This window comes from Cytobacillus oceanisediminis, assembly GCF_007830235.1.
Classification (GTDB): domain Bacteria; phylum Bacillota; class Bacilli; order Bacillales; family Cytobacillaceae; genus Cytobacillus; species Cytobacillus oceanisediminis.
Window position 1 is genome coordinate 422,276 of sequence record NZ_VLKI01000002.1, and the last position, 11,628, is coordinate 433,903.

Annotated in this window: 10 protein-coding genes and 2 riboswitches; all 10 genes read left to right on the plus strand. The window is 43.0% G+C overall.

Annotated elements, in window-relative coordinates; genetic code table 11:
- Positions 1–96: 96 nt before the first annotated feature.
- The 10 genes from IQ19_RS05855 (at position 97) to IQ19_RS05905 (ending at position 11,353) form a co-directional block, all read left to right on the plus strand.
- On the plus strand, positions 97–2,478 hold the full coding sequence (locus tag IQ19_RS05855) for a 3-hydroxyacyl-CoA dehydrogenase/enoyl-CoA hydratase family protein (protein WP_144541168.1): 2,382 nt from the start codon (positions 97–99) through the stop codon (positions 2,476–2,478).
- 34 nt (positions 2,479–2,512) lie between these two features.
- Positions 2,513–3,688: an acetyl-CoA C-acetyltransferase gene (locus IQ19_RS05860; protein WP_144540920.1), complete on the plus strand. Its 1,176-nt coding sequence runs from the start codon at positions 2,513–2,515 to the stop codon at positions 3,686–3,688.
- A gap of 252 nt (positions 3,689–3,940) precedes the next feature.
- On the plus strand, positions 3,941–5,725 hold the full coding sequence (locus IQ19_RS05865) for an acyl-CoA dehydrogenase family protein (protein ID WP_144540922.1): 1,785 nt from the start codon (positions 3,941–3,943) through the stop codon (positions 5,723–5,725).
- Between the two features lie 641 nt (positions 5,726–6,366).
- The gene (locus IQ19_RS05870) at positions 6,367–6,726 is read left to right on the plus strand and encodes an arsenate reductase family protein (protein ID WP_144540924.1); all 360 of its coding nucleotides are present in this window, start codon (positions 6,367–6,369) and stop codon (positions 6,724–6,726) included.
- A gap of 89 nt (positions 6,727–6,815) precedes the next feature.
- On the plus strand, positions 6,816–7,199 hold the full coding sequence (gcvH, locus tag IQ19_RS05875; protein ID WP_144540926.1) for a glycine cleavage system protein GcvH: 384 nt from the start codon (positions 6,816–6,818) through the stop codon (positions 7,197–7,199).
- Between the two features lie 134 nt (positions 7,200–7,333).
- Entirely contained in the window at positions 7,334–7,573 is a 240-nt protein-coding gene (locus IQ19_RS05880; protein WP_144540928.1) for a YusG family protein, read from the plus strand.
- 595 nt (positions 7,574–8,168) lie between these two features.
- A complete protein-coding gene (locus IQ19_RS05885; protein WP_110064686.1) occupies positions 8,169–8,522 on the plus strand; it encodes a toprim domain-containing protein in 354 nt (117 codons plus the stop codon).
- Positions 8,523–8,532: 10 nt separating this feature from the next.
- A complete protein-coding gene (locus tag IQ19_RS05890; RefSeq protein WP_144540930.1) occupies positions 8,533–8,838 on the plus strand; it encodes a thioredoxin family protein in 306 nt (101 codons plus the stop codon).
- A 562-nt stretch (positions 8,839–9,400) separates the two neighbouring features.
- Positions 9,401–9,739 (plus strand): hypothetical protein, encoded by a 339-nt coding sequence (locus IQ19_RS05900; RefSeq protein WP_144540932.1) that lies wholly within the window; start codon positions 9,401–9,403, stop codon positions 9,737–9,739.
- A 54-nt stretch (positions 9,740–9,793) separates the two neighbouring features.
- Positions 9,794–9,896, plus strand: a riboswitch (SAM riboswitch).
- Positions 9,897–10,036: 140 nt separating this feature from the next.
- Positions 10,037–11,353 carry an O-acetylhomoserine aminocarboxypropyltransferase/cysteine synthase family protein gene (locus IQ19_RS05905; protein WP_144540934.1) on the plus strand — a complete coding sequence of 439 codons (1,317 nt, stop codon included), beginning with the start codon at positions 10,037–10,039 and terminating at the stop codon, positions 11,351–11,353.
- A gap of 146 nt (positions 11,354–11,499) precedes the next feature.
- Positions 11,500–11,603: riboswitch (SAM riboswitch) on the plus strand.
- The last annotated feature ends 25 nt before the right edge of the window (positions 11,604–11,628 follow it).

Below are 11,628 nucleotides of genomic sequence, written 5' to 3' on the forward strand. Positions count from 1 at the left end.
TAACTAACAGGACTCATTCAGATCAGATGCATATTTTTTTGACAATAAAATGAATGAGTGTTCATTCAAAAAAACTAAAAGGGGGAAATAAAGTTGATCCAACAAATTAAAAAAGCGGCAGTTTTGGGCTCCGGAGTGATGGGGTCAGGAATCGCGGCGCACCTGGCTAATATCGGAATACCAACATTATTGCTGGATATCGTACCTCGTGAATTAACAGATGCTGAAAAAGCAAAAGGGCTTACCCTTGAAGATAAAGCGGTGCGCAACCGCATCAGTGAAAGCAACCGCCAAAAATTATTGAAGCAAAAACCTGCTCCGCTTACTTCCAAAAAGAATCTTGCCTTGATTGAAGCAGGGAACTTTGATGATGATATGGAACGCCTTAAAGATGTCGATTGGGTAATCGAAGTTGTTGTAGAGAATCTGAATATTAAAAAACAGGTTTTCGAGAAAGTGGACCAGTACCGCAAGCCTGGAAGCATTATCAGCTCGAATACTTCAGGAATCTCTGTTGAAGCAATGTCGGAAGGTCGCTCGGATGATTTCCAGAAGCATTTCCTAGGTACACACTTCTTTAACCCGCCACGCTACTTAAAGCTTTTGGAGGTAATCCCTACTAAAAACACTGACCCTAAAGTGCTGTCATTTATGAAGCAATTTGGTGAGGATATACTGGGCAAAGGTGTTGTAGAAGCAAAGGATACGCCAAACTTTATCGCAAACCGGATTGGTACTTATGGACTTTTGGTAACTGTACAGGAAATGCTGAAAGGCGGCTATAGCGTCGGTGAAGTTGATTCTATTACAGGTCCGTTAATTGGAAGGCCGAAAAGTGCAACATTCAGAACGCTTGATGTGGTAGGCCTTGATACATTTATACACGTTGCGGGCAACGTTTATGAGCAAGTGGAAGGAAAAGAGAAGGAAGTATTTGAAGTGCCAGGCTTCATGAAAGCCATGCAGGAAAAAGGCTGGCTGGGAAGCAAGTCTGGACAGGGATTCTTCTTGAAAAAGGGAAAAGAAATTCTTGAGCTTGATCCGGAAAGCCTGGAATACGGACCTCGCAAGAAGCTTAAAACAGCTTCAGTAGAAATGAGCAAGCAGGGAAAAGGTACTGCAGGAAAAATGAAAGCGCTTGTATATGCGGATGACCGCGCCGGCCAGCTTTTATGGAATATACTTAGTCCCGCACTTCTTTATTCAGCTCAATTGCTGGGCGAAATTGCAGACGATGTAATAGCAATTGACCGTGCGATGAAGTGGGGATTCGGCTGGGAACTTGGCCCGTTTGAAACATGGGATGCAATTGGGGTAGAAAAATCAATGAAAAAGATGGAAGAAGCCGGCGAAGAAGTGCCTGCATGGGTAAAAGACATGCTCGCAAAAGGCTTCACTGCTTTCTATAAAGAAGAAGAGGGCCAGCAGTATTTCTATCACAATGGCGAATATAAATTAATTGAAGAAAATCCAAAAGTGATCAACCTAAAGCAGCTTAAAAAGCAAAAGGGAGTTATTAAAAAGAATACTGGCGCAAGCCTTATCGACCTTGGCGATGGCGTTGCCCTTCTGGAATTCCATTCACAAAGCAATGCCATCGGGCTTGATATTATCCAAATGATTAATTTTGCGGTTGATGAAGTGGAGAAAAATTATAAAGGCCTTGTCATCGGGAACCAGGGCAAGAACTTCTGTGTCGGTGCAAACCTGGGAATGATCCTGATGGAAGCGCAGGATGACAATATTTACGAGCTTGATATGGTAGTCCGACATTTCCAAAATGCCATGATGAAAATCAAATACAGCTCCAAGCCGGTTGTTGCTGCTCCATTCGGAATGACGCTAGGCGGAGGGGCAGAGGTTTGCCTGCCTGCAGCACATATCCAGGCTTCAAGCGAAACGTATATGGGGCTTGTTGAAGTAGGCGTCGGGCTGATTCCAGGCGGAAGCGGCAACAAGGAGCTATATATTAAGTATCTTGAAAGCATGCCGAATGGTGTGGAATTCGATCTTCAAAAGGTTGCTAATAAAGTATTTGAATCAATCGCTATGGCAAAGGTTTCTACTTCAGGTGAAGAAGCAAGAGATAATAACTTCCTGAATATTGCCGATGGCATCAGCGTGAACGGAGACCACCTCCTCCATGATGCGAAGCAGGCTGTCCTTGTTCTACATGAAAAAGGCTACAAGCCGCGTGTACGCAAGAAGGTGCCGGTTGTCGGGGAAACAGGATATGCAACCCTGCTGCTTGGTGCACATGCCATGTTCCAATCAGGCTATATTTCCGAGCATGATCTAAAAATCGCAAAAAAACTCGCATATGTGATTGCCGGCGGTAAAGTGCCATACGGAACGGAAGTAGATGAACAATATTTGCTGGATCTTGAACGTGAGGCCTTTTTAAGCCTGGTTGCTGAGTCAAAGTCACAGCAGCGTATGCAGCACATGCTATTAAAAGGTAAGCCTTTACGCAACTAATAGATAATAGATTGAGAGAAAGAGAGGGAATAAGATGAGAGAAGCGGTAATTGTTGCAGGGGCCCGGACACCGGTCGGGAAAGCCAAAAAAGGTACGCTTGCGAATGTAAGGCCGGATGATTTAGGTGCGCTTGTTGTAAAGGAAACATTGAAACGTGCGGGGAATTACGAAGGAAATATCGATGACTTGATCATTGGTTGTGCAATGCCCGAAGCAGAACAGGGCTTGAATATGGCAAGGAATATCGGAGCGCTTGCAGGACTATCCCACGAGGTTCCGGCAATTACGATCAACCGGTATTGTTCTTCAGGCTTGCAGTCAATTGCTTATGCGGCTGAAAAAATCATGATCGGCCATGCAGATACGATCATCGCTGGCGGAGCAGAATCGATGAGCCTTGTGCCAATGATGGGGCATGTGGTCCGCCCGAACGCCAAATTGGCGGAAACTGCTCCAGAATATTATATGGGCATGGGCCATACAGCAGAAGAAGTTGCCAAGAAATATGGCATTTCACGACGAGACCAGGATGCTTTTGCTGTAAAAAGCCACCAAAGGGCAGCAAAAGCCATTCAGGAAGGCCGATTTAAAGATGAAATCGTTCCTGTCGATGTCATTTTACGATCTGTAGGAAAAGACAATAACCTAACAGAAAAAACAATCCAATTCAGCCAGGATGAAGGTGTGCGTCCTGGTTCAACAGTTGAAACGCTAGGCAAGCTTCGCCCTGCATTCTCTGTTACCGGTACGGTTACAGCAGGAAACTCTTCACAAACAAGTGATGGGGCTGCAGCGGTAATGGTTATGGATCGTGAAAAAGCAGAATCATCAGGATTGGAGCCGATGGCTAAATTCAGAAGTTTCGCAGTAGGCGGAGTTCCTCCAGAAATCATGGGGGTCGGACCAGTTGTAGCAATTCCTAAAGCGCTTAAGCTGGCAGGACTTGAGCTTTCCGATATCGGGTTATTCGAACTGAATGAAGCATTCGCTTCCCAATCCATCCAGATTATCAGAGAGCTAGGATTGGACGAAGAAAAAGTAAATGTGAATGGCGGAGCGATTGCTCTTGGACACCCGCTTGGATGTACAGGTGCAAAGCTGACTTTATCCCTTATCCATGAAATGAAGCGCCGCAACCAGCAATTTGGTGTCGTTACAATGTGTATCGGCGGCGGAATGGGCGCAGCTGGCGTATTTGAACTTCTATAATACTTAAAGGCGGTTTTCGTAAAGTTTGCTGCTTTTCAACTGCTAACTAACTTTAACCACCTGAGTTGATTGTAGCGGAAGGCACTTGACTCCTGCGGGCGGAGAGGAAGTGGGAGACCCCACAGGCGAAGCCGAGGAGGCTCTCATTTCTCCCCGCTGTTCGCTGAGTGCCCCGAATAAAGGTCAACTTACAAAATAACGGAGAAAAGCCTCTACAGGCTTTCTCCCCCAAATAGAATGGAGGAAATAAAAATGGCAAATCAAACTGATAACCTAATTAAAGGCGGGAGCTTTTTAATCGAAGATGTTTCCTATGATCGTATGTTTACACCAGAAGACTACACAGATGAGCAGGTTATGATTGCTAAAACGACAGAAGACTATGTCGTAAATGAAGTGGTTCCGCAGATCGAACATTTGGAAAACCATGAATTTGACCGTTCAGTTAAGCTGTTAAAGCAAGCTGGTGAGCTTGGCCTTTTAGGAGCGGACGTCCCTGAAGAATACGGCGGGCTTGCATTGGATAAAGTCAGCTCTGCCCTAATCGCTGAAAAAATGGCGCGTGCCGGCGGGTTCTCTATCTCCCATGGTGCACACGTAGGGATTGGTTCCCTACCAATCGTACTTTTCGGTAACGAAGATCAAAAGCAAAAATACCTTCCTGCATTGGCGACAGGCGAAAAGCTGGCTGCATACGCATTGACTGAACCAAGCTCCGGTTCAGACGCCCTAGGTGCAAAAACAACTGCAAAACTGAATGCAGAAGGCACTCATTATGTTTTAAACGGTGAAAAGCAGTGGATTACAAATGCAGGCTTTGCAGATGTATTCGTTGTATATGCAAAGATTGATGGAGAGCACTTCTCCGCTTTCATTGTTGAAAGAGAGTTCCCTGGTGTATCTGTAGGGGCAGAAGAAAAGAAAATGGGTATCAAGAGCTCTTCTACCCGCACATTAATCCTTGAAGACGCACAAGTACCTAAAGAAAACCTGCTGGGCGAGTTCGGCAAGGGCCACGTGATTGCTTTTAACATTTTAAACATCGGACGTTACAAGTTAGGAGTAGGTGCTGTAGGCGGTGCAAAGCGTGCATTCGAACTAGCTGTTCAATATGCAAACCAGCGCCAGCAGTTCAAAACACCTATCGCCCAGTTCAACCTGACGAAAGAAAAATTCGGAACAATGGCTTCCAAAATCTATGCAGCTGAAAGTGCTGTGTACCGTACAGTAGGTTTATTCGAAGATCGTATGAGCAAGCTGACTGATGAAGAAGTGAAAGATGGTAAAGAAGTGGCCAATTCAATTGCTGAATATGCCATTGAGTGCTCCATGAACAAATTCTTCAACACGGAAGTTCTTGACTATGTGGTAGATGAAGGCGTTCAAATCCATGGTGGGTACGGATTCATGGCAGAGTATGAAATCGAAAGAGCATACCGCGATTCCCGCATTAACCGTATTTTTGAGGGTACAAACGAAATCAACCGTCTATTGGTGCCAGGCACATACCTTCGCAAAGCTTTAAAAGGTGAGCTTCCATTATTCCAAAAAGCTCAAGCACTGCAGGAAGAGCTCATGATGATGATGCCTGAAGAGCCTGGCGATGAGCCATTGGCACAGGAAAAATATTTAGTGAAAAACGCGAAGAAGATTGGCTTGCTTGCTGCAGGCTTAGCTGCTCAGAAATACGGCAAGGCTCTTGATAAAGAACAAGAAGTTCTTGTAAACATTGCTGATATTATTTCAAATGCATATGCAATGGAATCAGTTGTTCTTCGTACAGAAAAGGCCATTGAAAAATCGGGCATTGAAAAGAGCAAGCAAAAGCTTCTTTACACACAAATTTTCTGTCAGGAAGCGTTCAACAAAATCGAACAGGATGCTAAAGAAACGCTAGTTGCGGTTGAAAATGGCGATGCTCTTCGCATGATGATATCCGCGCTCCGCAAATTTACGCGCCACACGCCAATCAATGTTATTGCTAAAAAGCGTGAAGCTGCCGAGAAGCTAACTGACGCTGAACGTTTCGTCGTTTGATTATAAATTGGCCCCCTTCCCTGTGAAGGGGGCTTTAATTTTTTTGCTTTGTTAAAGCTATTTTTGATTTGGCACTGTGTAGGCGTGAGATTCCTCGAAAATGCATTTGGCATTTCCGTGCGGAGTTTAATAAAGAGTGCTCTTTCAAAGTCTTACAGAAAAAGCATACCAAGGGAGACCCCGCAGGCGTAGAACGCTGAGGAGCGGAAGCCAGCTGTTCACTGAGTGCCTGCAGCGAAAATCAACATCCAAGGGTAACAGAGCCAATCTTTTTAAGAAATTTAATCTGCCGGCAGGAATCTGAAGAAAAATGTCGAATATTATCTTGGTGTTCATTGTTATGAATTGTTATCCATTTATGGTAGTATTCAATTAAAAGGCAGCAATTTTTAGAAGACAAGTCTACCTTTCTGAAGCCAGATAGTGTCTAGCTCCACAGGGAATGCTTCGGCAGCATAAACCTCGCACGACTAAAAGCGTTAGCTTTTAGGAGGAGGCGCCATCGGCTCGAGGTCATAAGCCAATCCCTCAAGAAGGTAAAAATCATCCTTCATGCCGGCTGTCTTATGCTTGTCGCCGATAGGCAGGCGCCTTGCGCTTTTCTAGTAAGCCTGGATATGCTAACATGGGGTGGTGAAAAAATGGCGTTGACTTTTTACTGGTATCCCAAATGCGGGACATGCCGGAAAGCCAGGAAATGGCTCGATGAACATAACTTGTCTTATGAAGAAGTACATATCGTGGAGAATCCGCCTTCGCGAAGCGAACTCGAAACGCTTTATAAGAACAGCGGATTAGACATAAAAAAATTCTTTAATACGAGCGGCCAGAAATATAGGGAGCTTGGCTTAAAGGACAAGGTGAAAACCTCATCAGAAGAAGAGTTGTTTGATATTTTGGCAACAGACGGCATGCTGATTAAGCGTCCGGTTCTGACAGACGGCCAAAAGGTAACAGTCGGCTTCAAAGAAGAGGATTATGAAAAGGCATGGCTATCTTAAGGGCTGTATTATGCTCCTTTAGGCCATCATGAATGAAGCGATCGATTTTACGATCATAAATTGAAATATAAAAAGTGGAGGGATACATTATGAGCACACCTAAAGAATTACGTTATTCAGAAGAGCATGAGTGGGTAAAAACAGAAGATGGGAAAGTCCGCATTGGGATTACGCATTTTGCGCAATCGGAACTGGGGGACATCGTATTCGTTGAGCTTCCTGAGGTTGGCGATGAGCTAACTGCAGACGAGCCTTTCGGAAGCGTTGAATCTGTTAAAACCGTTTCTGAGCTATACGCACCTGTCAGCGGAAAAGTAGTTGAAGTTAACGAAGACCTTAACGACAACCCTGAATTCGTAAACGAATCTCCATACGAAAAAGCATGGATGGTCGTTGTTGAGCCTTCAGACTTAAGCGAAGTAGACAAGCTTATGACTGCTGAGCAATATGAGGAAATGACAAACGAAGATTAATTTACTGAAAAACCGGTTCAATATGAGCCGGTTTTTTGCTGCTGAAATAACCCCCTTGCCTTTAATTGCTATATTTCTTTTTAAGAGATAGGGAAAAACTATGAGTACGAAAAGGCATGAAAGGATTGGTTAACATGACATTGAAGCAGCAAAAAATCGATATTACAGACCGGGTTGTCGGCAAGCTGAAAAATGACCAAATAGAGCTTTACCTTGAAAATGAAAAAATAGGCCAAATAAGCCTGCCTGAAGGCTCTTCTTTTAATCTGGACCATCATTTCGAAACTGACCAGCAAAAAATTTATCAGAACGTTTCCGTTACAGACGATGCGCAAGCGCGCTACACTGACTGTGACGAAGGCGGCTGGTGCTAATTTCGTAAACAGCGGGAGTATTTCCGCTGTTTATTTAATATGCTAAAGCATTAAGGAAGAGCATACATTAGAGTAGCTGAGGTATCTGAAACCCGTCAGATTAGGAAGTTGCACATAAATTGCAGAAACCGGTTCATAACTCTTAAAATTGGTGCATGAATTCCCCAGGTTAGTTCATAAATCTGAAAAGTGGGCGTTTATATCCGGAATTGGACCAAAACCGAAAAATTGAACATAACATCAGACAAGCAGCCCTAATAGAAGAAAATAAGCGATAAATTCCGAAACATGTAAGATTAAGTTAAAAAAGTCGTAAAAATGTTAGTTAAACTTGATTTCACTCTTGATAAATTAAAGAACGGATTATAGTTTGAAAAACCAGAGCCAGTAAAATGATTATTTTACTCAAAAAGCATTTCCGTACCGACAAAGGGCATCTAATATAATAAATCAGCAGATCCTTCTGCTCAAAATAGGCAGGAGATTCACACCATAATCGAGAATAATGAATATATTAGGATAAATACCAACTGCTTTACTGTTTTTTGGAAATAAAGCATTTCAGCTTCAAAATAACTCCTTTCAGGTGATGACGATGAATGAGGCAATTCCGGAAAAAGTTATTATTGTTGAGGGAAAGTCGGATAAAACGAAGGTTAAAAATATCATAAGAGAGCCGGTTGAGATTATTTGCACCAACGGAACAATCAGTATTACGAAACTGGACGAATTAATTGACACACTGTTTGATAAGGATGTATATATATTGGTGGATGCTGACTCAGCCGGGGAAAAGCTGAGAAAACAGTTTAAAAGGGAGTTTCCCGAGGCAGAGCACCTTTACATCGACAGGATGTACAGAGAGGTAGCTACAGCTCCGGAACATCATTTGGCTACGGTTTTGCTGGGAGCCAATATTGACATTTACACACAGTACTTAGATAGGTAAGGATGATAAAATGCAGGAATGGTCGCAGCATGAGATTGAGGAAGCGGTAAATGGGCAAAAAAACGCTCTCTTATATTTGTATACGCCTATGTGCGGAACCTGCCAAATGGCAGGCAAGATGCTGGCTGTAGCAGCTGAATTGGTGCCAGACAAAGAAATGGGGAAAGCGGATTTAAACTATTTGCCGGAAATCGCTGAACAGTGGGGAGTCGAAAGCGTCCCTTGCCTCATCATCTTTAAAGAAGGAAAAATCCACGAAAAGCTTTATGCCTTCCGGTCTGTCCCCTACTTATTGGAGAAGATCAGGAGTATATAGGTGCCATTAGTAACTTCATTCCAGATCGTGGCATCGCCCGAATATTGTTAAAAGCCAGGTGCTCAGTACACCTGGTTTTTTGCTGTTTTACAATCAGGTGTGACTCACCTTTTAAAATATTCAAAATATATTTACAACACCTTTTGAAAAGGAGTATGATACTTAGGGAATCGAAATAAAATCAAAAATATTTTACATACATTGCAGGGATGGGATCAAGTTGGCGTTTTACAGAGAATGGGGCCGGTATCAACCGGAATCGTGATTAAATATGGTGCTTACTGGGGCTACGCACTTGTATTCTCGATAACTGCGTCACTGTATCTAATAGGCTCTCTTTACTTTTTTTTCATGTTTAGAAGGTACAATAAGACAAAAGCTGCAAATCCTGCAGTGAAAGCAGTATGATTTGACATATTTCTTGGGAAATGAAAAGACAATGCCTTTTAAAAAAGGGGTATTGTCATTTTTTTTATGCTGTATTTGTCGAACAAAAATAAAAGGACTGTAAAACATAATTACTGAATATAAAAGGGAGTGACCCATTATGAGAGGTGAGGCTATGGAAAATTTATCAGATGTATTTATCAGGGAGAACCAAGCAAAAGGCCATGTAGGATATTTATTAAGAAAATCCACTTTTTCGATGCTTATCCAAGCGGGAAATATAAACATCCCTCTGCAGATCTCTAATGGGGAAATCAAGAAAGCTAGCCGAATAAAAAAATTTGATGTTATGATAACAGGTTCTGAAGAGGCCATTCTTTCGATAATGGCCGGCAAGGTCAAGCTTAGAGAAGCCCTATCCCGAAAAGATATAGCAATAGACACTACCTTCCGAAAAAAACTTCTGCTTGAGTCCTTTTTTTGTTTGGGAAAGATTTCATATGAAAACACTTGACCATTTTTTAAAAAGTATGATAATATCACCTTAACTTTAAAAATTAACTGAATATTCTTATCAAGAGAGGCGGAGGGACTGGCCCGACGAAGCCCGGCAACCGGTAGTTTACACGGTGCCAAATCCAGCAGAGCAATTTGGCTCTGGAAGATAAGAAGAGATGGTAGAACCCTCTTCTTGTGAAGAGGGTTTTTTCGGCTCTTCTAAAGGGAAGTTCAAAAAGTCAGGGAAAATAGAAGTCCTCCTTTTTGAGCCTGAATTTATTTTTTAAAAAATATTTAATAGAGGAGAGAGAACATGACTGACAAACAAAATAGCTACCGTTTTGAAACACTAGGAGTACATGGGGGACTGAAGCCTGATCCGGTTACAGGCGCAAGGGCTGTACCAATTTACCAGAACAATGCTTACCAATTCAAAAATACAGACCATGCGGCAGATCTTTTCGCTTTAAAGGAACCTGGATACATATATAGCCGGATACATAACCCGACTGTAAGTGTATTTGAGGAAAGAGTGGCTTTGCTAGAAGGCGGTGTTGGTGCCCTAGCCCTTGCGAGCGGCCAGTCCGCTATCACCCTGGCAATCCTTAATCTTGCTCAGGCAGGTGATGAGATTGTGGCTGCCTCCAATCTATATGGCGGTACTTACAATTTGTTTGCAGTCACACTACCCAAGTATGGGATTGAGGTTAAGTTTGTGGATCCAAAAGATCCTGAAAACTTCCGCAGCGCCATTACTGATAAAACCAAGGCCGTTTTTGCTGAAACGATTGGAAACCCGAGTTTGAAAGTTCTTGACCTTGAAAAGGTGGCTGCTATCGCTCATGAAAATGGTGTTCCACTAATCATTGATAATACCTTTGCAACACCATATTTATGCAGGCCGATTGAGCATGGCGCTGATATCGTTATTCACTCAGCGACTAAATGGCTGCTTGGCAATGGAACAACAATGGGCGGCATTATCGTTGATGGCGGAAAGTTTAATTGGAATTCACCGAAGTTTCCTGGCTTCACAGAACCGGATCCAAGCTACCATGATATTGTTTATAGTGAAGCAATTGGTGAGGCTGCTTATATTATTAAAGCGCGAGTTCAGCTTTTAAGAGATTTGGGGCCTGCTATGAGTGCCCAAAGTGCTTTCCAGTTCACATTGGGACTTGAGACTTTGCATGTAAGAATGAAGGAACATATTGCCAATACGAAGAAAGTGGTTGAATTCCTGGAAGCCCACCCTGCGGTTAACTGGGTGCTTTACCCAGGCCATGAAAGCCATCCGGATAAAGCTCTGGCAGATAAGTATTTGCCTAAAGGAGCAGGAGCTGTCGCTGTTTTCGGAATTGCAGGCGGCAGGGAAGCTGGTGCAAAGCTGATCAATAGTCTTCTGCTTTGGGCCCATGTTGCCAATGTCGGGGATGCAAAGAGCTTAATCATTCACCCGGCCAGCACGACCCACCAGCAGCTGGATGAAGAAGGATTAAAGGCTGCGGGGGTACCAGAAGATTTAATTCGCATTTCTATTGGCATCGAGAACGTGGAGGATTTGATTGAGGATTTGGAGCAAGCTATTGAAGCTGCAACAGGGATAACTTCTTTGGCTGCAAAAGCTTAATCACAGCAAGAAATATTTACCGTCCATTTTTTTAAAAAGATTAATAGTTCACCGTTGACACCTTTTTAAAAGCTATGATACGATAGCAAACGTAATTAAAAAGCTGCTTACATCATTTAAAGTGTTAATTTAATATAAACGTTACGCTCTTATCAAGAGAGGTGGAGGGAAGTGCCCTATGAAGCCCGGCAACCGTCATTAATTTGAAATGGTGCCAATTCACTCAAAGCATAGCTTTGATAGATGAGAGAAAGGACTTAAATTTTAATGCCTTT

Bases quoted from the DNA above. Each gene is read 5' to 3' on its own strand.
- IQ19_RS05905 (WP_144540934.1), top strand. From the start codon at position 10,037: ATGACTGACAAACAAAATAGCTACCGTTTTGAAACACTAGGAGTACAT.
- IQ19_RS05900 (WP_144540932.1), top strand. From the start codon at position 9,401: ATGGAAAATTTATCAGATGTATTTATCAGGGAGAACCAAGCAAAAGGC.
- IQ19_RS05865 (WP_144540922.1), top strand. From the start codon at position 3,941: ATGGCAAATCAAACTGATAACCTAATTAAAGGCGGGAGCTTTTTAATC.
- gcvH (WP_144540926.1), top strand. From the start codon at position 6,816: ATGAGCACACCTAAAGAATTACGTTATTCAGAAGAGCATGAGTGGGTA.
- IQ19_RS05880 (WP_144540928.1), top strand. From the start codon at position 7,334: ATGACATTGAAGCAGCAAAAAATCGATATTACAGACCGGGTTGTCGGC.
- IQ19_RS05870 (WP_144540924.1), top strand. From the start codon at position 6,367: ATGGCGTTGACTTTTTACTGGTATCCCAAATGCGGGACATGCCGGAAA.
- IQ19_RS05885 (WP_110064686.1), top strand. From the start codon at position 8,169: ATGAATGAGGCAATTCCGGAAAAAGTTATTATTGTTGAGGGAAAGTCG.
- IQ19_RS05860 (WP_144540920.1), top strand. From the start codon at position 2,513: ATGAGAGAAGCGGTAATTGTTGCAGGGGCCCGGACACCGGTCGGGAAA.
- IQ19_RS05890 (WP_144540930.1), top strand. From the start codon at position 8,533: ATGCAGGAATGGTCGCAGCATGAGATTGAGGAAGCGGTAAATGGGCAA.